This is a genomic window from Simplicispira piscis (genome assembly GCF_054783455.1).
In genome coordinates this window covers 326,992-348,231 of record NZ_BAAGQN010000007.1, presented here as the reverse complement: position 1 = coordinate 348,231, position 21,240 = coordinate 326,992, and the positions used below count along the sequence as shown (strand labels likewise).

Here is a 21,240-nt window from a genome sequence, read left to right as displayed (position 1 = left end):
GCTCAGACCTCGGTACGCTCAGCCACGCGCATGACCGCACTGCGCGCGCGCGGATTGGCCGCAACCTCCGCTGCGCCCGGTTTGATGCGATCGAGCGCCCTGAGCCGCATGGGCTGGGGCACGGCAAATGGAGCACGGCGGTCGAACACCTCTTTGGAATGCAAGGCGATGAACTGTTTGACGATGCGGTCTTCCAGCGAATGGAAGCTGATGACCACCAAGCGCCCGCCTGGCTGCAGCACCTGCAGGCTGGCTTCTAGCGCCTGTTGCAACTCTTCAAGTTCGGCGTTGATGAAAATCCGAAGAGCCTGAAATGTGCGCGTTGCAGGGTTCTGGCCCTGCTCGCGGGTTTTGACCGTGCCAGCCACGAGATCGGCCAGTTCTGCAGTGGTTGCGAGAGGCCCCCTTTCCTGCCGCCGAGCAACAATCGCCTTTGCAATGGGGCCAGCAAACCGTTCTTCACCATATTCACGTATCACCTCCGCAATCTGCCCTACTTCGGCGTCCGCCAACCACTCGGCCACGCTTTGACCGCGCGTGGTGTCCATGCGCATGTCCAGCGGACCGTCGAAACGAAAACTGAAACCCCGCTCCGGGGTGTCGATCTGCGGTGAACTCACGCCCAGATCCATGAGCACACCCGCGGCACTGGCGGGCGGTAAATCCGCCAGGTGGCGAAATCCCTCGTGCCGAATGGAAAAGCGCGCATCCGGGATGCGCGCTGCTTCTTGAATGGCTTCGGGGTCCTTGTCGAACGCCAGCAGACACCCCTGCGGCGAGAGCCGTGAGAGGATCCGCCGCGAATGCCCTCCCCTGCCAAAGGTGGCGTCGATCCAGGTACCGGCCGGTGCATCGCCTGCGCCGCCCAGCAATGCGTCGACCGCTTCTTCGAGCAGCACCGTGGTGTGTAAGGACTGGCCGGTCACCGTACGCCCTCAGAACGAAAAGTCACTGAAAACATCGGGCATCGCGTCCTGCATGGCCTTGGCTTCCTGGGCCTCGTAGGCGGCCTTGTCCCACAGCTCCAGGTGGTTGCCCATGCCCAGCAAAATGGCGTCCTTGGTGATGCCGGCGGCCTGGCGCAGCTCAGGAGAGACCAGCACCCGGCCCGTGGCATCCATGTCCACATCCATCGCATAGCCCATGAAGATGCGCTTCCAGCCTTGTGCCGACATGGGCAGCTGCGCAATGCGCTCGCGGAATTTTTCCCACTCGGGGCGCGGGAACACCATCAGGCAGCCGTGCGGGTGCCGGGTGATGGTGAGCATGCCGGAGGCGGTCGCGCTCAGGACGTCACGATGCCGGGTCGGCACAGAAAGCCGACCCTTCGCATCCAGACTGAGCGAAGAAGCCCCTTGAAACACGGTCCCAACCCCTTGCTGTTCGATAAACCCGGCACAAACCCCCAACGCGGGGGTGGACGGCACTTTTCACCACTAAATTGCACTTTTTTGCACTGTAGCAGGAAAAGCCTGTTCAACAAGGGGGCTTGCAACATCTTCTTGCAATGAAATCAAGGACTTAGGCGCGAGTCTGCAAGTCTGCGAACAGCAAAAACCGTTATGCAGAAAGCAGTTAGGCACGCCAATGAAAGTAACACCTGAGGCAATGGCGGGCATCGCTCCTCCGGCTAAGAACTTGTTTCGAGGACTCAGAACGTTGCGAACGTTCTCATTCCGCGGCCAAAGCATTCATGTCTGGACGCTGTCAAACCCAAGGTGGGCAGCGTCGTACGGTTCCACGTGGTGGTGGGCTGCCTCAAAGAATTGTATTGAAACGCAACAGAGCCCTTTGCGGGCAACGATTTTTTCTCCACTGAAATGCTGCGATGCATGAAGAAACGGAGATCACACGCGGTTGCAATTGAGCGGCCCTGATTCCCCATTGAACGGTCTGAAAGATTGGAATTTTGCTTAGCATTCGGCCCACAAAAAGATGAATGCAGAGGGAATGTTATGCAAGAGTACCAAGCGGTATCGGCTGGCGCGGGGCAAGGCGTTGCTTGCGCCGTAGGCGAAAAGAGACGGCCAAGCAACACCAGCGCCCTGGCTGCCCTGTGCACCCTAGCCCGCCTGCACCAAATAGCCGCAGACCCCGCCACCCTGGCCCACCAATTGGGCCTGCAGCCCAGCCAGTCGGCCAGCACCCAAGACCTGCTGCGCGCCGCCAAGCACGTAGGTCTTCAAGCCAAACTCTCACGCACCACCCTGGAGCGGCTACCCCTGTCCTCCTTGCCCGCACTGGCCCTGCTGCGCTCAGACAACGGTGAGGTGCGCTCCGTGGTGCTGGCCCAATGCGACGGCCAGCGGGTGCTGCTGCAAGACCCTAGCTCCCCGGGCTCCGGAGCCCGCCCCGTCATCGAATCTCTAGAAGCATTCGCCGCCCAATGGAGCGGCGAACTTATTTTGGTGACCAGCCGTGCCAGCTTGGCGGGGGCGCTCGCCAAGTTCGACTTCTCCTGGTTCATCCCCAGCCTCGTCAAACACCGCAAGCTTTTGGGCGAAGTGCTGCTGATTTCCTTCATGCTGCAGCTCTTTGCGCTGGTCAGCCCGCTGTTCTTTCAGGTGGTGATGGACAAGGTGCTGGTGCACCGGGGCGTCACTACGCTGGACGTGCTGGTCATCGGCCTGGTGGTGGTCGTGGTGTTCGAGAGTGTGCTCAATGCGCTGCGCAGCTACGTCTTCAGCCACACCACCAGTCGCATCGACGTAGAACTGGGCGCCCGGCTGTTTCGCCACCTGGTGCAACTGCCCCTGGCCTACTTCCAGGCACGCCGCGTGGGCGACTCGGTGGCGCGCGTGCGCGAACTCGAGAACATCCGCAGCTTCCTCACCGGCAACGCCCTCACGGTGCTGCTCGACGTGCTGTTCTCCGGCATCTTCATCGCCGTCATGCTGTTCTACAGCGTGCCACTGACGCTGATCGTGCTGGCCAGCCTGCCCCTGTACTTTGGCCTGAGCCTGGCCATCGTGCCCATCTTGCGCAAGCGGCTGGACGTCAAGTTCGCCCGAGGTGCAGAGAACCAGGCCATGCTGGTAGAGACCATCACCGGCATCCAGACCGTCAAAGCCAGCGCCCTGGAGCCCAGCTTTGCCCGCCGCTGGGACAACCAGTTGACCGCCTACGTCAGCGCCAGCTTCAAAACCCAGAACCTGGCCAGTTGGGCGCACGAAGGCGTCAACCTCATCGGCAAACTGGTCAACGCCGCCACCCTGTGGTACGGCGCCCATCTGGTGATGGGCAATCAACTCACCGTGGGCCAGTTTGTAGCCTTCAACATGTTCGCGCAGCGCGTGGCCCAGCCCATCATGCGCATGGCCCAGCTGTGGACCGACTTCCAGCAAACCGGCATCTCCATGGCCCGCCTGGGCGACATCCTGAACACCCGCACAGAAGTGCCCCCCAGCAGCGCCGCCCAGTTGCCCCCCATCAAGGGCCGCATCACGCTCGATGGCATCCACTTCCGGTACCGCCCCGAAGCAGCCCCGGTACTCGGCGGCGTCAGCCTGGACGTGCGCCCCGGTGAAGTTATCGGCATCGTGGGCCGCTCGGGCTCCGGCAAAAGCACACTCACAAAATTAGTGCAGCGCCTGTACACGCCCGAGCAGGGCCGCATCCTCGTGGACGGCATCGACATCGGTCTGATCGACGCCGCCCAGCTGCGCCGCCAGGTCGGCGTGGTGCTGCAGGAGAACCTGCTGTTCAACCGCAGCGTGCGCGAGAACATCGCCATCGCCGACCCCGCCGCCCCCATCGCCGCCGTGGTGCATGCCGCGCAACTGGCCGGCGCCCACGACTTCATCAGCGAACTGCCCGAAGGCTACGACACCCTGGTGGGCGAGCAGGGCAGCAGCCTCTCGGGCGGGCAGCGCCAGCGCATCACCATTGCGCGCGCCCTGTTCACCAACCCCCGCATCCTCATCCTGGACGAAGCCACCAGCGCGCTCGACTACGAATCCGAGGCCATCGTGCAGCGCAACATGGCGCACATCTGCCAGGGGCGCACCGTGCTCATCATTGCCCACCGCCTCTCCGCCGTGCGGCATGCCGACCGCATCATCGTGATGGACAAGGGCCGCATCGTCGAGGCGGGAGCGCACGACGCACTCATCCAAAAACAGCAAGGCCTGTACGCCCACCTGTGGCGCATGCAGGACGGCAGCCGGGCCGCGCCACCCCCGGCCAGCGCACCGGCCAGCACCCAGGGGGTGGCGGCATGAACGCCCCCGTGCCAACCGCCGCGCAAGCTGCTGTGCCAGCACCAGCACCCCCACTGCGCCACCCCGCCATTGAACTGCTGGAGCGCTACCGCGCCATCTTTCAGGCCGCGTGGGCCCACCGCACCGAGCTGGCCGGCCCCGCGCGCCTGGCCGACGAGCGCGCCTTCCTGCCCGCCGCGCTCAGCCTGCAGGAAACCCCCGTCCACCCCGCGCCGCGCAGGCTGGCCTACGCGCTGATGGCGCTGTTCGTGATCGCCCTGGCCTGGACCATCTTCGGCCAGGTCGACATCGTGGCCGTGGCCCCCGGCCGCATCATCGTGAGCGACCGCACCAAAGTCATCCAACCCCTGGAGCGCAGCGTAGTCAGCCGCATCCTCGTCAAGGACGGCGACCAGGTCGAAGCAGGCCAGGCCCTGGTGGAACTGGACCCCACCGCCGCCCAGGCGGACAAAGCCAGCCTGATTGAGACCCGCAAGGCCGCAGAGGCGGAATGGCTGCGCACCCGTGTCTTGCAGCAAATGCTATTAAAACAAGAGCATTTAACATATGCCCATAAAGTGCTAGGGGCTAAAAATACCACCAATCTGGAGCCCCCCGCCGACTGGACCCCCGGCGACAAGGCCGACGCCCAGGCCCAACTGGCGGCGGAGTGGAGCGACATCACCGCCCGCCTGGCCAAACTGTCTGCCGAACACCAGCGCCGCCAGGCCGAGATGGCCACCGTGCGCGCCATGATCGCCAAGCTGGACGCGACCGTGCCCATCGCCCGCCAGCGCGAGCAAGACTTTGCGGCACTCACCGCCCAGGGCTTCATGTCCGGCCATGCCAACCAGGACCGCACGCGCGAGCGCATCGAGTTGGAGCGCGATCTGGCCACCCAGCAAGCCCGGCTGCAAGAAGCCCGGGCCGCCCTGACGGAGGCCGAGCAAACCCGCAGCGCCTACCTGGCTGAAACCCGGCGCACCCTGAGCGAGCGCCAGGCCCAGGCCGACCTCAAGCGCCACCAGACCGGCCAGGAACTGACCAAGGCCACCCAGCGCGAACAACTGGCCACGCTTACCGCCCCGGTGGCGGGCACCGTGCAGCAGCTCGCCCTGCACACCGAAGGCGGCGTGGTCACCGAAGCGCAAGCCCTGATGGTCATCGTCCCGGGCAGCGCCAGCGTGAGCGCCGAGGTGACGCTAGAGAACAAGGACATCGGCTTCGTCACCCCCGGGCAGGACGTGGCCATCAAGCTGGAGACCTTCCCCTTCACGCGCTACGGCACGGTGAACGCCACGGTGCAGAAGGTGACGCAGGACGCGGTGAATGACGAGAAGCGCGGGGCAATCTTCCCGGCGACCCTCAAGCTCGATAAGACCTCCATCGATGTGGACGGCAAGCCCATAAAACTCGCGCCGGGGATGAATATCACGGCGGAGATCAAAACTGGCCAGCGCAGGGTTATTGAGTATCTGCTCAGTCCGATTCAGCGGGCGGGGGGCGAGAGTTTGAGGGAGCGGTGAGTGAAAAAAGGAATGCTCATGCACAAATTGGCAGAGATATTTGTAAATATCAATCCAATCAAGCACTGGAACAAAATTCGTCATCCAGTATATTTTCTTGCGATTTGCTACGGCATATGGGGATGGAACCCGCTCCCCAGTGATGAAGAGATGATTGAAAACTTCAAGACGCATCGTAGCGATTTTAAGGAAGCAGTTCGACGCTACAGAGAATACCAGTTTGGGAATGGAAAGAATGAATCAAACTGGTTCAAAGAGGGCGATACCCTGAATATTTTTAATAGAGCCAGCATCCATCATATAGATGATCAACTCGGAATATGGCTCCCCAATCCATATGCGGTTGAAACGGCGCTCAAGGTAGATGAGATTTTTAAAGAATTCGGAGAAATATCTGCGCGCGACAAATATAACCAAGATTTTTCCAGGGTCATGTTTTACAAAAAACACTCCACTCTCAAAATTGGACCCACCAATAACCCAAGAACAGGGAACCCTGAAACCGATAGCGCCATTGGGTACAGCCAGGTAACTATATTTTTTGGATCTATCTGGAAAGATTATGTGTACTTTCCGGAGGTGCCAAAGGTTGAGGATGGGTGGCTCTTGTACCCCTTGCAAACCACTTTGCGCAAATCTGACGACGCCACATATCATGAAAAAGAGAAAGTGATGACATGGCAAGATAGGGAAAGGGTTTTTTCATCACTCAATAGCTTCCCATTTCATTGGAGGAGATACGAATGCATCTATAGAAAAATAGAATCGCAATGGTATTTACGAATGTGCCATGGTAATAATATTTTCTTTTAAGGATTTTTATGGGTAAAGTGGTTTATTTGAGTGGTGCTGTCAGCGAGGCTTACAGCAAAAATGCCTTGGATTACATCAGAAAATTTGGTGGAGAAATAAATTCGGTTGCACAAGCAGCAAAAATTTCAGCTGGAGCAATTGCCGGCGCAATGGCGGAGGAAAACACGGCCTACGGATTCGGTGACATAGCACTTGATAAATACGCCAAATCAAGCTTCAAGCCGGATGAAGTAGGCTCTTCTTTGTTGGATGCTATCGCAGGAGGCCCCCTGGCTGTTGCCGCCTGGGAGGCGGCAAATGCCGCAAAATTGGCGACCGACCGAACCCATGCAGAATGGCAGGCGTTATACGCTGCTGCAAAAAGTTTCTCCGGGGTGCCCAGTGCAACCGACAAGCTTAAAAACCCCGCTCTGATTGATTCTGGACTGGGTAATTTCAAAATTTCAACAGCAATTGATCTTGTTATCGCCAACGCAAACAAGCCGGAATATGAATCGCTCAAACTGACGCAATATCTGACAGACTACCAAAAGCTTGTTTTGGATTTGATGAGTGACAAAAGCGACCTTACGGTGAAGTTGTATGCCTTGTACATGAAGGAAAATGCGGAACCATTTTTTATCAAAAACAATGCCTACGGTGGGCAATGGAACGCGCTGCCCCAGACGCTTCGCGATGCTTTGTTGGTAACCTACACCAATATTGGCGAGGAAGGGATGATTAAGCTCATGAAGACTCCCTATGAGCCTCAGCCTGCGTTGAAAACAGGAGGCGGCATCAATCATTTGTTCAATGCCAAAGCAATTGGCAGTGCATTGTCTCTTGCAGACTATGGTGCAGATGCAGAAGGCATGAGTGATCTTTCGGATATTGCGAAAAACCCAAGCGCAGCGGGATTGGCTTCCAGATATGCACTATCCAAATTGCGCTATGTTTCAATAGAAGGTATTGACTACTCTGCTAAAAACACATCTGGAGAACTTGATCTGTACGATCCAATCACTCGCACTGGGCAAATAACCAATCAATGGATTGAAGATCGCTCCAATGCGTTGATTGCATTCACGTCCTATAGCAAATCAGATCGGACGGATAATTTTCTCAATGCCGCAGGTCTTCCCTTCTGGATGCTGGGTGACGCAGAAATCACTGATGCAGCTACGGGAAAGCGCCTGACTGTGGATGGCTTTGATGCGGGGATCGTTGACAAACGCTACATCCACTTCGGCGACGCCCAAGCCAATCAACTCACAGGCGGTAGCAAGGAAGACCACCTCTACGGCGGCGCAGGCGCCGACACCCTCTCTGGCAAAGACGGCGCAGACTACCTCGAAGGCGGGGCCGATGCCGACACCTACGTGCTACAAACCGGCCTCACGGGCATAGACACCCTTGTTGACAGCGGCAGCAACACCCTCCAGGTCGACGGTAAAACCGTCTCCGGCGCCTTTGCCCAGGTGGCGGGCATGGGTGGCGACATTTACTACAGCGCCGACAAGTCCTACCAACTGCGCAAGGCAGAAAACGGCGTCTGGCGCCTGGCGGCCAAGGACGCAGGTACAGGGCAATACAGCGCAGTGGCCGACCTCAAGGGCTGGAAAGACGGCGACTACGGCCTCACCATCGGCGCGCCCACGCAAGAACCCGAACGCATCGCCCCGGTGGTGTACCCCAACAGCGTCGCCTACCTGGCCATGGACGGCGCAGCAGCCCCCAAGGGCGTGACCTTTGGCGGGGGTACCAAGAGCGACAGCTTCAACGGCAGCGCCTTTGACGACGTGATCACCACCGGCGGGGGCCTGAGCAACTACGTCATGGCCTTTGCGGGCGATGACATGGTGGTGGGGGGTGATGGCAGAGACTTCATTCGCACTGGCCAGAATTCCACCAGCCCCACGATCAAGGACAACGATATTGCCTTTGGTGGCGAGCACAGCGACGTACTCATGGGCGGCGCAGGCGACGACCAGCTTTGGGGTGAATACATCGACAGCGCCAACGAAGCGGCCGGGGCCGACAGCAGTGAACGCGGCGACTGGGTCAGTGGAGAGCTGGGCAACGATACCCTCAGCGGTTCTAGACGAAGCGACGTGCTGTTTGGTGGGGCGGGGCAAGATATCGCCAAGGGCGGCGCGGGCGATGATTTGATTCTGGGCGATGGGCATTACACACCGTATTCCAAGAGCATTGCACTGGACTATGCCGAGAGCCTTACCCAGTCCTTCATATGGGACGATGCCAGGCAAGACATGGTCAAGGTGACGCCGGGCAACTACGGCTTGCACCCGGTGACGATTGCCTCGGGCCAGGCCTTCAATTGGACCTGGGCGCCCACCGCGCAGAACGACTACGAACTCAAGGCGCCGGTGGGCCTGATCACCGACAAGCGTGTCGCTGCAGATGGGGGCGATGACCGCCTGTTTGGCGGCGAGGGGGCCGACTGGATGGCTGGGCAGACCGGAGGCGACACCCTGTTTGGCGGCGCGGGCGACGACATCATGTACGGCGACGACCTGGGCATGGCAGACGCCGATGCGGGCCAGGATCTCATGTATGGCGATGCAGGCAACGACAAGATGTATGGCGGGGCCAAGGAAGACGTGCTTGACGGTGGCCAGGGCGACGACAAGCTCTATGGCGAAGCGGGCAACGACTTTCTGCTGGGCCAGGAGGGCAGCGACGAGCTCTCGGGCGGCGAAGGTGCCGACACCTTGGACGGCGGCACCGGAGCAGACCGCCTGCTGGGCGGCGAGAATGACGACCAGCTGTGGGGTGCAGACGGGGACGACACCCTGGAAGGCGGCGCTGGAGCCGACCTCCTGCATGGCGGGCGCGGCAAAGACCAGCTGCAAGGGGGCGCGGGCGACGACACCTACCTGTTTGATGCAGGCGACGACGCAGGCGTGGTGAGCAGCGCCACCGACAGCGAGGGCAACAACACCATCGAGCTCAGCGGCGGCGCGCTCAAAGACATGCAACTGACCGGCAGCGACAGCGCCTGGCTGCTGCGCTACACCAAAGATGACAGTGTCCAGCTGAGCGGCAGCTTCAAGGTGCAGTGGGGCGGGCGCAGCTACACCCTGGCAGAACTCGTCAAGGCCATTGCCGACGCCAGCGGACCGGACACGCCACCGCCGGTGGACAACCGCGCGCCCAGCGTTGCGACCCCGCTCAAAGACGCCACCGTGGTCGAGCACGTACCGCTGATGCTCCTCATCCCCGAGGCCACCTTCACCGACCCCGACAAAGCCGACAAACTCACCTACAGCGCCAGCCTGGTCGGCGGTGCCGCCTTGCCCGCCTGGCTGGTGTTTGACGCGCCCACGCATACCCTGCGCGGCACGCCCGATGGCAATGCCGCTGGCACCCTGCAAGTGCGCATCACCGCCACCGACCCAGGGGGGCTGAGCGCCAGCAGCGACTTTGCGCTGACCATCAACGACGCACCAGTGCCGCCCGTGCCCCACACCATCGTGGGCACCCAGGGCGATGACACCCTCAAGGGAAGCGCCCAGGCCGATACCATGCGAGGCGATGCCGGCAACGACACCCTCAAGGGCATGGAAGGCGACGACGTGCTCTACGGCGAAGACGGCGAAGACACCCTGCGCGCAGGCGACGGTGCCGATACGCTCTATGGCGGTGCGGGCGATGATGCACTGTACGGCGATGCAGGAGACGACATCCTGGATGGTGGCGCGGGCAACGATATCGTGCAAGGGGGCCTGGGGAACGACACCTACCTGTTTGGCCGGGGCGACGGGCAAGACATGCTCAAAGGCCAAGCCGATGCTGCGCCGGGCAAGCTCAACACCTTGCGTTTTAAGGACGATGTCGCTGCAAGCGAAGTGCAGACGGAGCGCGACGGCACAGCGCTCTTGCTGCGCATCGCAGGCACCAGCGACAGCGTGCGGGTGGAGAACTTCTTTACCAGCAACGACCCCGGCAACGCCAGTAACCCGCTGCAGCAGGTGCAGTTTGCCGACGGCACGGTATGGGATCTGGCAGCCATCACCACTCGCGCAGCCACCGGCAATGACACCAGCGAAACCATCAAGGGCACCAACGGCGCAGACACTATCTACGCCGGTGCAGGCAACGACACCCTGCAAGGCCTGGGCGGAGACGACCTGCTCTACGGCGAAAACGGCGAAGACACGCTGCGCGCAGGCGACGGTGTAGACAAGCTCTACGGTGGTGCGGGGGACGATGCACTCTACGGCGATGCAGGCGATGACATCCTGGACGGCGGCACGGGCAATGACATTGTGCAAGGGGGCCTGGGCAATGACACCTACTTGTTTGGGCGCGGGGACGGGATCGATCGCCTGACAGAAAACGACAGCACACCCGGCAACACCGACATGCTGCAGTTTGCTGCAGGCGTCAGCACCGACCAACTATGGTTCCGCCGGGTCGGCAGCAATCTGGAGGTGAGCATCATCGGCAGCGGTGACATCTGCACGATCAGCCAGTGGTATGCGTCGGACGCGCGACACATCGAGCAGTTCAAGACAGCCGACGGCAAGATGCTGCTGGACAGCCAGGTCAACAACCTGGTGCAGGCCATGGCGGCGTTTGCACCGCCCGCAGCAGGGCAGACCATGCTAGCGGCCGACTACCAGACGGCACTGAACCCGGTGATTGCTGCCAACTGGCAGTAACACCAGGCTGCTGGGTATGCACCTGCGGCAGGTGCATACCCAGTGCCAACGGGGCGCCATCCATTACCAAGCAACCAACACTGAAGGAAAAACCATGCACAACATGCACTGGGACGAAAGCACGCAAACCTGGCGCGGCCAGGCACAGCCCTGGCAGATAGGGCAAGAGCCGCTGCACTACGCGGCATGGAACAAGCCTTTGCGGGTACCGAATGAATGGCTCGTACCCGTAGACGGACAGGCATTGCACGACCTGTGGCAACAACTACAGCGCCAAGACCTCGGCGCAACAGTTGTTGGCCTGGAGACTTACCCCATGAAGGATGCGCCCCAGGATACGCAGAGTGCGCTGAACCAACTGGTGCAAGCCATGGCAGCCTTTGCGCCGCCGGGCGCAGCGCAGCAGCAAGAGACATGGGGGCATTCGGCGGCGCAGCAGCAGATAGTGCTGTGGGCGGTCGATGGCAGTCAGTGGGCGTGAGTGCAGTTGCACGTCAACCGGCCGGGCTCTCGGAAGCATCGGCTGCCATTGGGCTGATCGGCCAAAGGCAAGACCTGTATCAGAGAATGTAGCGCGACAGGTCTTCGTCCTGGCTCAGGGCCTGCAGCCGCGCATCGACATAGGCGGCGTCCACGGTGACCGTCTGGCCCGAGCGGTGTGCGGCGTCGAAGCTGACTTCGTCGAGCAGGCGCTCCATCACGGTGGACAAGCGCCGCGCGCCAATGTTTTCGGTGCGCTCGTTCACCTCGAAGGCAATACTGGCCAGTCGCGTGATGCCCTCGGCCGTGAAGTCGAGCGTGACGCCCTCGGTGGCCAGCAAGGCTTTGTACTGCAGTACCAGCGAGGCGTCGGTCTGCATGAGGATGGCCTCGAAGTCCTGCACCGACAGGGAATCGAGCTCCACGCGGATCGGAAACCGCCCCTGGAGTTCGGGAATCAGGTCGCTGGGCTTGGACAGGTGGAATGCACCCGAGGCGATGAACAGAATGTGGTCCGTCTTGACCATGCCGTACTTGGTAGACACGGTAGTGCCTTCCACCAAAGGAAGCAGGTCGCGCTGGACACCCTGGCGGGAGACATCAGCGGAACTGGTCTCCTGGCGGGCAGTGACCTTGTCGATTTCGTCAATGAAAACCATGCCGTTCTGCTCGGCGCTGCGCACGGCCCGCAGCTTGATCTCTTCCTCATTGACCAATTTGCCTGCCTCCTCCTCGATGAGCAGGCGGCGCGCCTCGGCAATCGTGAGCTTGCGTACCTGGCGCTTGCCCTGGCCCATCTGACTGAAGACGCCGCGCAACTGCTCGGCCATCTCCTCCATGCCTGAGGGCCCCATAATTTCAAGCTGCGGCCGGGATTCGGCCAGGTCAATCTCGATGTCCTTGTCGTCGAGCTGCCCTTCGCGCAGTTTCTTGCGAAAAACCTGGCGCGCCGTGCTATCGGCGGGGGGCTCGCTGCCTGGGGTGCGCGCCGTGGGAACCAGCACATCAAGAATGCGCTCTTCTGCTGCGTCCTCGGCACGTGTGCGAACCTGGCGCACCTGGACCTCGCGCTCTTGCTTGACGGCCACTTCCATCAGGTCACGGATGATGGCGTCCACATCCTTGCCCACGTAGCCCACCTCGGTGAATTTGGTGGCCTCGACCTTGATGAAGGGCGCATCGGCCAGGCGCGCCAAACGGCGGGCGATCTCGGTCTTGCCAACCCCCGTGGGACCGATCATGAGAATATTCTTGGGCGTGATCTCGTGGCGCAGGGGCTCCTGCACCTGTTGGCGGCGCCAGCGGTTGCGCAGTGCGATGGCCACCGCACGCTTGGCGGACGCCTGGCCCACGATGTGCCGGTCGAGTTCGGAGACGATTTCCTGGGGGGTCATGGAGGACATGGGCAATTCTTCAAGAGAAATAGCCTTCGAACGCTTATGTAGAAAGCGCCTGCAGCTATCAAAAATATATCAAAATACGCCGTTACAGCGTCTCGATGGTGTGGTGCATGTTGGTGTAGATGCACAACTCCCCCGCAATCCCCAGCGACTTGCGCACGATTTCCTCGGCCGACAGATCGGTGTTCTGCAGCAGCGCCTTGGCAGCCGAGTGCGCGTAAGCGCCGCCCGATCCAATCGCCACAATGCCCTGCTCGGGCTCCAGCACGTCGCCATTGCCGGTGATGATGAGCGACGCCTCCAGGTCGGCCACGGCCAGCATGGCTTCGAGGCGGCGCAGCACGCGGTCGGTGCGCCAGTCCTTGGTCAGCTCGATGGCAGCACGCACCAGATGGCCCTGGTGTTTGTCCAGCTTGGCCTCGAAGCGCTCGAACAGCGTGAATGCATCGGCCGTAGCGCCGGCAAAACCCGCGAGCACCTTGCCGTGGTGGAGTTTGCGCACCTTGCGCGCTGTGCCCTTGACGACGATGTTGCCCAGGGTAACCTGGCCATCGCCGCCAATGGCAACCTGCACGCCGTCGGGTGTCTGGCGGCGCACGCTGATGATGGTGGTGCCGTGAAACACCGGAGAGGAGCTGGATGAAGTCATAGCGCCAGCAGGTGCGGGCGATGGGCGCAATTACAAGCCCCACAAGCCAGGATCTGCCGCGCCTTCAATCCTTGCGAGGAACGACCCAGGCGTGCTCGCTGACGCCCACCACGTTGAAGAACACAGCCACCAAACGGTGCAGGTTGATGAACTGCACCACCCGCCCTTGGCCCTGCTGCTGGGCAGCCCAGTTGAGCACCGAGCCAGCCGCCGAAAAATCGATGCGGATCAGGCGGTCGCAGGGAATAAAAATGGGCTCTCCTGCGGGCACCAGTTCCTCCAGCCCCTCCAGCAAAGGACCTGCATCGCCTTCGATATGGCCCGACAAACCCGCCAGCGGCGGCCGCGAGTCGCCAAATCCGGTCAGAGGCGCAGGCGTGGTGGAGTCCTTCCAGTGAGGCCGTGCAACCAGTCCCTGCACAGGAGCCGGCGGGGGCGCGGGTTCGGCGTTCAGCGCAGCATCGCTGTAACCACAACGCGGCGGCACCCAGGAAGGGGGGGAGACTTCATAGGTCACGCAGTAGTCGAGCGCCACCATCTCAAACTCATCGGGCCGCCCCATAAAGCGCAGCGCCTCCATGCGCAGGCGCCACCATTCGGGATTGGTGTTGCGGTCACCCGACTGGGTATTCGCTTCCATCAGTGCCTGCAGCACATCAGCGCCCACAAAAACGATTTGTGCATCCTGCCCCGCCCAGCGGGCGAACTCGTTGGCCAATGCCGTCAAGGCGGCATCGTCGATGCTGGTGATGCGCGACCAGGTCAGTGTCCAGGGCGAAGCCGCCCGAGCGAGCGAAGCCTGCAGCGCGGCGACCGATTGGAGCGTGAGCGCCGGTGGAGCGTTCCAGTGGAAGTCACGGCGTGCGGGCGCGGGCGTGTCCTGCACCACGGTTTCCAGGCCGAGCTGCTCAGGCATGGAGAACCACAGGGGCGCAGAGCGCGAAAAACGGGCGGCAAAATCAATCGCCAGGGTATCAAAGCGCTCCTGCTGACCAGTGGCGCGGTACAGGTCGAACAGCGTCATCCAGATCTCAAACTGATGCTCTGCAGCGTCCTGCGCGTGCCGTTCCAGCACTTCGAGCAGGCCTGCCTCTGCGCCGGCATGGTCGCCATTGGCAAAACGGATGGCTGCTTCTTCCAGGTCGGGTTCGTGCACGAATTCCTCCATTTCGGGTGCCGATGCGGACACGGGCGCGGCGGGGGGGCCGGGCGGGCGGGCGGGCGGCGGGCTGGGGGCTCCGGTCAACACCTGCGAGGAGACATTGCCAAACCCCGCGATGGTCATACTGTCGTTGGCAAACAGCGGCTCTGCACCGGCCTGGGGCGCCAGAGCCGCTGGCAGAGACAAGGGAGCTGTGGGTGCAAAAGCCTGGGCCGCCTGCTGCGCACTGCCTGCATCCTGCGCAGGAGGCGTAGAGGTATCGCCATTCTGCTTGCTTTTCCACCACTGCATCGACATCTGCGCTTCGATTTCGTCGATCTTCTTGATCGTCACCGCGCGTTCGCCAGGTGAAGTGAGGCTGCTCTGGAAAAATGAAGGACGGGCGGCAGGGTCTTCGACCCGCTGGCCCGTCAGGGTGTCGCGTTGGCGCAGCTTGCGCAGCTGATCGAACTCCCGGCGGCGCACGAAGTCGTTGCGACGCTTGCGCTCGATCATCTCCTTGAGCATCTGCTTGCTGTACTGGCTCTCCTTGTCTTCCTGGATAGAGTCCAGATCCGTCCAGCTGACGGTCGGGTTGCGCACAAACCGCACCACCTTGGACAGGAGGCCGCCGCCGGAGGGGGTGTCTTCCTTGCTCATGGTGGTGGTCTGGTTCTCAATGGCGCACGGTTTTCTCGCGCAAGCTCAATCGCCAAACATCTTCTGTTTGAGCTCGCGGCGCTGCTGCGCTTCGAGCGACAAGGTGGCCGTGGGTCGCGCCAGAAGGCGGCCCACGCCAATGGGCTCACCCGTCTCGTCGCAGTAACCGTAGTCACCGGCGTCGATACGGCCAATCGACTGCTCGATCTTCTTGAGCAGCTTGCGCTCGCGGTCGCGTGTGCGCAATTCCAGCGCGTGCTCCTCTTCGATGGTGGCGCGGTCGGCCGGGTCGGGCACGACCACGGTGTCCTCGCGCAGGTGCTCGGTGGTCTCTCCGGCGTTGGCGTGTATGTCTTGCTTGAGCAGCACCAGCTTATGGCGGAAAAACGCCATCTGCTTGTCGTTCATGTACTCGTCGTCGGGCATGGCCAACACTTCCGCGTCGGTCAGTTCCTCAACAGACTTGGTTTTCCAGTTGTTCGCCAGCTTGACATCCTTCTTGATGGAGGCCAGAGACGGGGACACTTGCATGGTCGTGGGCATGGTATTCGTGTAGCTCGCTTTGGCAGCCGTTGATGCAACAGACTGCGCCATGGATGGTACGGTCAATTGGGCCAGGCGCGAAGAAGGTCGAGTACTGCGTGCGGGCACCTGTCCGGCGGCCACGGGCGCCACGGGTTCAATCACCTTGGCCGGCGCCTTGGCGGCTACCGGCTTAGCGGCGGCCGCAGAGGTTTTGGCGGGTGCCTTGGTTTTGCTGGTTTCAGCTTTCAATTCAGGTCTCCTCGCGGTTCGGGCAACCCGCAACAGCACAGATGGAGCGCTGGCGGGAGGGTGAATAGTATGCCCTTGTGTTCACCGGGGCGCGATTGTATCGACACCGGCTGACTGTGGGCACTGCGTTGCTCATTACCCACATACCCCGGTGCGATCAACGCAGTGCGTATTCTTGACTTCAGGCAAGACAGCGGTCCAGGCCCTGTTCCAGGATATCGCGCGGCAGGTCGATGCCGATGAACACCATGCGGCTCTGGCGCGCCTCGTCTTGCGCCCACTGCGGCCCCAGGTCGCTGCCCATGAGTTGGTGCACGCCCTGAAAAATGACCTTCCGCTCGGTACCCACCATGTTCAGCACCCCCTTGTAACGCAGCATGCGCGGGCCATAGATATTGACGATGGCGCCCAGAAAATCCTCCAGCTTGGCAGGGTCGAAGGGGCGGTCCGAGCGGTAGACAAAGCTCTTGACGTCATCGTCGTGGTGATGGTGGTGGCCATGGCCGTGCTGGTGCGACGGGTGGTTGCAGTGTTCACCATGCGCATGGTCGTGGTGTTCATGCCCGTGGCCATGGTGGCTGTGGGCCTCTTCTTCCTGGAGGAATTCGGGGTCGATGTCGAGCTTGGTGTTGAGGTTGAAGCCCCGCAGATCCAGCACCTCGGCAATGGGCACCTCGCCAAAATGCACGGCCTTGATGGGCGCACGCGGGTTCATGTGTTTGAGCCGGTGGATCAGCGCATCGGTTTCTTCCTGGCTGACCAACTCGGTCTTGGACAGGAAGATCTGGTCCGCAAACCCCACCTGGCGACGCGCCTCCTGGCGGTCGTTGAGCTGCTGGGCAGCGTGCTTGGCATCGACCAGCGTGATGATGGAGTCGATCAGGTAGGTCTCGGCGATCTCTTCGTCCATGAAGAACGTCTGCGCCACAGGGCCAGGATCGGCCAGGCCGGTGGTTTCGATCACGATGCGGTCGAAATCCAGGAGCCCCTTGCGCTTTTTGGCGGCCAGCAGTTGCAGCGTCTCGCGCAAGTCTTCGCGAATGGTGCAGCAGATGCAGCCGTTGCTCATCTGCACGATCTGCTCCTTGGAGTCGGTCACGAGAATGTCGGTGTCGATGTTTTCTTCACCGAACTCGTTCTCGATCACAGCAATTTTCTGCCCGTGGGCTTCGCTCAGCAGGCGCTTGAGCAGCGTGGTTTTGCCCGAGCCCAGAAAGCCGGTCAGGATGGTGGCAGGAATGAGAGACATGGAAGGCCTTGAAATGAAAGACGACCGCCGCACCCGCCCGGGCGCAGTACGGTGATGGCAAAAAGATAGGGAGACTGTAGCGGAGCTGTCAAGCCCCTGGCGCTGCGAGGCCTGCAGCTCTCAAGGCATTTGCGCTCCAAAGCTCATGGACAAAGCGGAAAACGCTATCACTTCAATAGCTATTTGCGCCGCGCGCGGGGGTGGGCCTGGTCGTACACCTTGGCCAGGTGCTGGTAATCCAGCCGCGTATACACCTGCGTGGTGGTGATGCTGGCGTGCCCCAGCAGTTCCTGCACGGCGCGCAGGTCGCCGCTCGATTGCAGCAGGTGGCTGGCAAACGAGTGGCGCAGCATGTGCGGGTGCACCGGCGTGGTCAGCCCGGCCTGCCCGCTGCGCTGGCGCAGGCGCAGCCAGACCGACTGCGCCGACAGCCGCTTGCCGCGCTGGCCCACGAACAAGGCCGCATCCAGCGCGCCGGGCGCAAAGGGTGTGGCGCGCAGCTGCAGCCAGGCCTGCAGCGCCTGCAGCGCCGCGCCGCCCACGGGCAGGCTGCGGCGCTTGCTGCCCTTGCCCAACACATGGGCCTCGGCGCCCTGCAGGTCGATCCAGCCTCGGCCCAGGCGCTCGGTATCGGGGCCGGCGGCGGCGTCCAGCCCTACCAGTTCGCCCACGCGCAGGCCGCAGCCGTAGAGCAATTCGACCATGGCAATATCGCGCGCCTCCAGCCAGGGGTCGGCGCCACTTTCGGCATAGTCGGACAGGCGCACCGCGTCGTCCACGCCCAGCGCCTTGGGCAAGGGCTTGGGGGCTTTGGGGGCGCGCACGTCCTGCACGGGGTTGTGCCCTGTCAGCCCCTGGCGCGCGGCCCAGACGAAGAAACCGCGCCAACCCGAAAGAATGAGCGCGATACCGCGCCCGCTGCGCCCGCTGCCGTGCATCTGCGCCACAAAGCGGCGGATGTGGGCGGCCTGCAATTGCAATAGCGGCACCCCCGCCTGGGCGGCATGGCGCGCCAACCGATCCAGATCCAGCGTGTACAACACCAGCGTGCGCGCGGCCAGGCGCTTTTCGACACGCACATGCTCCAGGTAGCGCAGCACCAGCGGGTCGGTGGGCTGCGGTGTGGCCAGCGCGTCGGGCATGGGCTCAACCCACCATAAAGAACACCGGGCTGTCAGCACACGCCACAGCGCAGGTCCGCCGCATCGGGTGCAGCTCCAGCGCGGGACGCGGAGCCAGGGCCGCCCCGCAGCAAGGGCGTCGTCCCCCTTGGAGGGGAGTGCGCCACAGGCGACGCAGGGGGGGCTTCATTTCAACCGCTGCAGCGCAGCGCTGGCCAGCTCGGACATGCGTGAGAGAAAGTCGGTCCCCATGGTGGCGTCAAAGCGCTGCGGGTCGGGCGAGCCCAGCACCAAGAGGCCAAAGGCGGGCGTCGCGCTGTCGATGGCGCCCACGCGCAGCGGCAGCAAGGCAATGGACTGGGCGGTCTCTCCCGGCGCTTGCGCCAGCCAACCGGCCGGCTCGAACCCCAGATTGGGGCCGCAGAACGGCATGGTGAGCGACGAAGCAAAGGCCTGGGCATCTTCACTCGCGCCCAGGGCAAAGTCGCAGTCGATGTAGGCGCCCGACACCCCCCACACGCGCACGGCGGCCAGCGGCACATCGAACAAGGCGCATACGCCATCCACCACGGCAGGCGGCAGGTCGATGGGGTCGCGCACCTGCAGCAGGGAGCCGGTCCACTGGTGCACCTTCTGGGCGATGGCCTCGTTTTCGTGGCTGTTGCGCACCATTTCCATCACGCGCTGTTCCAGCCCCTTGATCTTCTCGCGCAGCATTTCGGCCTGGCGCTCCTGCAGGCTCACGGCGCGCTGGCCGTGCGGGCTGGTGAACTGCACGCTGGCCAGCACCTCGGCGTGGCGTTCAAAGAAGCCGGGTGTGCTCAGCAGAAAGTTGGCGATGTCTTCTTCGGTGATGGGAGGGATGTGGTTCATGGTGCGTCAGGGATGTCGATCTGGCCTTCGAACACGGTAGTGGCCGGGCCGGTCATGAAAACGGAGTCGGCCTCGTCGCCGCTCCAGGCAATGGTGAGCAAGCCGCCGTGCGTTTGTACATGCACGCGCGCATCGAGCAGCCCCAGCCGGATACCCGCCGCCACGGCCGCGCAGGCACCCGTGCCGCAGGCCAGGGTTTCACCGGCGCCGCGCTCATACACGCGCAGGCGCACATGCCCGCGGTCCAGCACCTGCAAAAAGCCCGCGTTGACCCGCTGCGGAAAGCGCGCATGGCGCTCGATCAGCGGGCCGGTCAGCAGCACGGGCGCGGTGTCCACATCCTGAACCAGTTGCACGGCGTGCGGGTTACCCATGGACACAACCGCTACAAAAACAGTAGCTTGTTGCGCTTGCGCATCAAGCGCTAGAGGCCATTTTTGCCCCGAACCCTGGGACACGGGCGCAAGGCCTGATGCGTCGAACGGCACGCGCGCCGGGTCGAACACGGGGCGACCCATGTCCACCGTCACGCGGCCATCGGGGGTGAGCTGGGGAGCAATCACGCCCGAGAGCGTCTGCACCCGGATGGTGTCGCGCGTGGTCAAACCCTTGTCGCGCACATAGCGTGCAAAACAGCGTGCGCCGTTGCCGCACTGCTCCACCTCGCTGCCGTCGGCGTTGTGTATGGCGTATTCAAAGTCGATCCCTTCGCCCGGCGAGGGCCGCACCGAGAGGATCTGGTCGGCACCGACACCAAAGTGCCGGTCGGCCAGAAAGCGGTATTGGGCCGTCGTCAGGCCCAGCGGGCCCTGGGTTTCGTCGAGCACGACGAAATCGTTGCCCGCGCCTTGCATTTTGGTGAAGCGAATCTTCATGGCTTGGATTATCGTGGCTGGCTGCTGTCCATGTCCGGGCATTTTTTCCGGTCTGATTTCACCAAGGAACCGCCATGCACGATCTCTCTGCCTTCCCCATCACCCGCAAATGGCCCGCCCGGCACCCGGACCGCATCCAGCTCTACTCACTGCCTACGCCCAATGGCGTGAAGGCCTCGATCATGCTGGAGGAAACCGGCCTGCCTTACGAGCCGCATCTGGTGCGCTTTGACAGCAACGACCAGATGTCGCCGGAGTTTCTATCGCTCAACCCGAACAACAAGATCCCCGCCCTCATCGACCCCGACGGCCCCGGCGGCCAGCCGCTGGCGCTGTTCGAGTCGGGCGCCATCCTGGTCTACCTGGCCGATAAGAGCGGGCGCTTCATGCCCAAAGACCCCGCCGCGCGGTACCACACGCTGCAGTGGTTGATGTGGCAAATGGGCGGCGTAGGCCCCATGTTTGGCCAACTGGGGTTCTTCAACAAATTTGCCGGCAAGGATTGGGAAGACAAGCGCCCGCTGGGCCGCTACGTGGCCGAGTCCAAGCGCCTGCTGGGTGTGCTGGAGCAGCGCCTGACGGGCCGCGACTGGATCATGGGCCAGGACTACACCGTGGCCGACATCGCCACCTTCCCGTGGGTGCGCAACCTGGTCGGGTTCTATGAAGCCGGTGCACTGGTGGAGTTTGACCAGTTCCCGCAGGTGCAGCGCGCGCTGGCGGCGTTTGTGGAGCGGCCCGCAGTGCAGCGCGGGCTGGCGATTCCCGCCCGCGACTGAAAAACGCATCGCCCACAGCGCACGCAACTGGCGCGCC

At 62.3% G+C, this 21,240-nt stretch carries 17 protein-coding genes; 6 read left to right on the top strand and 11 right to left on the bottom strand.

Going from position 1 to position 21,240, the window contains the following annotated elements:
• Window positions 1-2: 2 nt before the first annotated feature.
• Window positions 3-926: a 16S rRNA (cytosine(1402)-N(4))-methyltransferase RsmH gene (gene rsmH, locus ACYVOC_RS05025; protein ID WP_116002778.1), complete on the bottom strand. Its 924-nt coding sequence runs from the start codon at window positions 924-926 to the stop codon at window positions 3-5.
• 9 nt (window positions 927-935) lie between these two features.
• Window positions 936-1,364: a division/cell wall cluster transcriptional repressor MraZ gene (gene mraZ / locus ACYVOC_RS05020; RefSeq protein WP_461161060.1), complete on the bottom strand. Its 429-nt coding sequence runs from the start codon at window positions 1,362-1,364 to the stop codon at window positions 936-938.
• A gap of 591 nt (window positions 1,365-1,955) precedes the next feature.
• Between mraZ and ACYVOC_RS05015 the strand changes: the two genes are divergently transcribed.
• From ACYVOC_RS05015 to ACYVOC_RS05005, 3 genes are read left to right on the top strand one after another with little or no spacing between them, the layout of a single operon-like run.
• On the top strand, window positions 1,956-4,220 hold the full coding sequence (locus ACYVOC_RS05015) for a type I secretion system permease/ATPase (protein WP_461161059.1): 2,265 nt from the start codon (window positions 1,956-1,958) through the stop codon (window positions 4,218-4,220).
• Entirely contained in the window at window positions 4,217-5,725 is a 1,509-nt protein-coding gene (locus ACYVOC_RS05010; protein ID WP_461161058.1) for an HlyD family type I secretion periplasmic adaptor subunit, read from the top strand. Before ACYVOC_RS05015 ends, ACYVOC_RS05010 begins: the two co-directional genes overlap by 4 nt.
• 18 nt (window positions 5,726-5,743) lie before the next feature.
• On the top strand, window positions 5,744-6,538 hold the full coding sequence (locus ACYVOC_RS05005; RefSeq protein ID WP_461161057.1) for a hypothetical protein: 795 nt from the start codon (window positions 5,744-5,746) through the stop codon (window positions 6,536-6,538).
• Window positions 6,539-6,981: 443 nt separating this feature from the next.
• Here the strand turns inward: ACYVOC_RS05005 and ACYVOC_RS05000 are convergent, their stop codons facing one another.
• A complete protein-coding gene (locus ACYVOC_RS05000) occupies window positions 6,982-7,323 on the bottom strand; it encodes a hypothetical protein (RefSeq protein WP_461161056.1) in 342 nt (113 codons plus the stop codon).
• Between the two features lie 342 nt (window positions 7,324-7,665).
• Here ACYVOC_RS05000 and ACYVOC_RS04995 point away from each other — a divergent pair, with 342 nt between their 5' ends.
• A complete protein-coding gene (locus ACYVOC_RS04995; protein WP_461161055.1) occupies window positions 7,666-11,202 on the top strand; it encodes a calcium-binding protein in 3,537 nt (1,178 codons plus the stop codon).
• A 94-nt stretch (window positions 11,203-11,296) separates the two neighbouring features.
• The gene (locus tag ACYVOC_RS04990) at window positions 11,297-11,683 is read left to right on the top strand and encodes a hypothetical protein (protein ID WP_461161054.1); all 387 of its coding nucleotides are present in this window, start codon (window positions 11,297-11,299) and stop codon (window positions 11,681-11,683) included.
• Window positions 11,684-11,762: 79 nt separating this feature from the next.
• Here ACYVOC_RS04990 and hslU read toward each other — a convergent pair whose 3' ends face one another.
• The 8 genes from hslU to dapF all read right to left on the bottom strand — a co-directional run bounded on the left by hslU (window position 11,763) and on the right by dapF (window position 20,424).
• On the bottom strand, window positions 11,763-13,085 hold the full coding sequence (gene hslU / locus ACYVOC_RS04985) for an ATP-dependent protease ATPase subunit HslU (RefSeq protein ID WP_116002774.1): 1,323 nt from the start codon (window positions 13,083-13,085) through the stop codon (window positions 11,763-11,765).
• An 82-nt stretch (window positions 13,086-13,167) separates the two neighbouring features.
• A complete protein-coding gene (gene hslV / locus ACYVOC_RS04980; RefSeq protein ID WP_116002773.1) occupies window positions 13,168-13,731 on the bottom strand; it encodes an ATP-dependent protease subunit HslV in 564 nt (187 codons plus the stop codon).
• A 64-nt stretch (window positions 13,732-13,795) separates the two neighbouring features.
• Window positions 13,796-15,532, bottom strand: a complete 1,737-nt coding sequence (locus ACYVOC_RS04975; protein ID WP_461161053.1) for an STAS domain-containing protein — start codon at window positions 15,530-15,532, stop codon at window positions 13,796-13,798.
• A 45-nt stretch (window positions 15,533-15,577) separates the two neighbouring features.
• On the bottom strand, window positions 15,578-16,306 hold the full coding sequence (gene dksA, locus ACYVOC_RS04970) for an RNA polymerase-binding protein DksA (RefSeq protein WP_116002769.1): 729 nt from the start codon (window positions 16,304-16,306) through the stop codon (window positions 15,578-15,580).
• Between the two features lie 181 nt (window positions 16,307-16,487).
• Window positions 16,488-17,555, bottom strand: coding sequence for a CobW family GTP-binding protein (locus ACYVOC_RS04965; RefSeq protein WP_116002768.1), 1,068 nt, complete (start codon window positions 17,553-17,555; stop codon window positions 16,488-16,490).
• Between the two features lie 179 nt (window positions 17,556-17,734).
• A complete protein-coding gene (locus tag ACYVOC_RS04960; protein ID WP_461161052.1) occupies window positions 17,735-18,697 on the bottom strand; it encodes a tyrosine recombinase XerC in 963 nt (320 codons plus the stop codon).
• Window positions 18,698-18,862: 165 nt separating this feature from the next.
• Window positions 18,863-19,549, bottom strand: a complete 687-nt coding sequence (locus ACYVOC_RS04955) for a DUF484 family protein (protein ID WP_116002764.1) — start codon at window positions 19,547-19,549, stop codon at window positions 18,863-18,865.
• The gene (dapF, locus tag ACYVOC_RS04950; protein ID WP_461161051.1) at window positions 19,546-20,424 is read right to left on the bottom strand and encodes a diaminopimelate epimerase; all 879 of its coding nucleotides are present in this window, start codon (window positions 20,422-20,424) and stop codon (window positions 19,546-19,548) included. The genes ACYVOC_RS04955 and dapF overlap by 4 nt, the downstream gene beginning before the upstream one ends.
• A 74-nt stretch (window positions 20,425-20,498) precedes the next feature.
• Between dapF and ACYVOC_RS04945 the strand changes: the two genes are divergently transcribed.
• A complete protein-coding gene (locus tag ACYVOC_RS04945) occupies window positions 20,499-21,203 on the top strand; it encodes a glutathione S-transferase N-terminal domain-containing protein (RefSeq protein ID WP_461161050.1) in 705 nt (234 codons plus the stop codon).
• Window positions 21,204-21,240 lie beyond the last annotated feature (37 nt).

Bases quoted from the DNA above. Each gene is read 5' to 3' on its own strand.
- ACYVOC_RS05015 (WP_461161059.1), top strand. From the start codon at position 1,956: ATGCAAGAGTACCAAGCGGTATCGGCTGGCGCGGGGCAAGGCGTTGCT.
- ACYVOC_RS05010 (WP_461161058.1), top strand. From the start codon at position 4,217: ATGAACGCCCCCGTGCCAACCGCCGCGCAAGCTGCTGTGCCAGCACCA.
- ACYVOC_RS05005 (WP_461161057.1), top strand. From the start codon at position 5,744: ATGCACAAATTGGCAGAGATATTTGTAAATATCAATCCAATCAAGCAC.
- ACYVOC_RS05000 (WP_461161056.1), bottom strand. From the start codon at position 7,323: ATGATTGATGCCGCCTCCTGTTTTCAACGCAGGCTGAGGCTCATAGGG.
- ACYVOC_RS04995 (WP_461161055.1), top strand. From the start codon at position 7,666: ATGCTGGGTGACGCAGAAATCACTGATGCAGCTACGGGAAAGCGCCTG.
- ACYVOC_RS04990 (WP_461161054.1), top strand. From the start codon at position 11,297: ATGCACAACATGCACTGGGACGAAAGCACGCAAACCTGGCGCGGCCAG.
- hslU (WP_116002774.1), bottom strand. From the start codon at position 13,085: ATGTCCTCCATGACCCCCCAGGAAATCGTCTCCGAACTCGACCGGCAC.
- hslV (WP_116002773.1), bottom strand. From the start codon at position 13,731: ATGACTTCATCCAGCTCCTCTCCGGTGTTTCACGGCACCACCATCATC.
- ACYVOC_RS04975 (WP_461161053.1), bottom strand. From the start codon at position 15,532: ATGAGCAAGGAAGACACCCCCTCCGGCGGCGGCCTCCTGTCCAAGGTG.
- ACYVOC_RS04965 (WP_116002768.1), bottom strand. From the start codon at position 17,555: ATGTCTCTCATTCCTGCCACCATCCTGACCGGCTTTCTGGGCTCGGGC.
- ACYVOC_RS04960 (WP_461161052.1), bottom strand. From the start codon at position 18,697: ATGCCCGACGCGCTGGCCACACCGCAGCCCACCGACCCGCTGGTGCTG.
- ACYVOC_RS04955 (WP_116002764.1), bottom strand. From the start codon at position 19,549: ATGAACCACATCCCTCCCATCACCGAAGAAGACATCGCCAACTTTCTG.
- dapF (WP_461161051.1), bottom strand. From the start codon at position 20,424: ATGAAGATTCGCTTCACCAAAATGCAAGGCGCGGGCAACGATTTCGTC.
- ACYVOC_RS04945 (WP_461161050.1), top strand. From the start codon at position 20,499: ATGCACGATCTCTCTGCCTTCCCCATCACCCGCAAATGGCCCGCCCGG.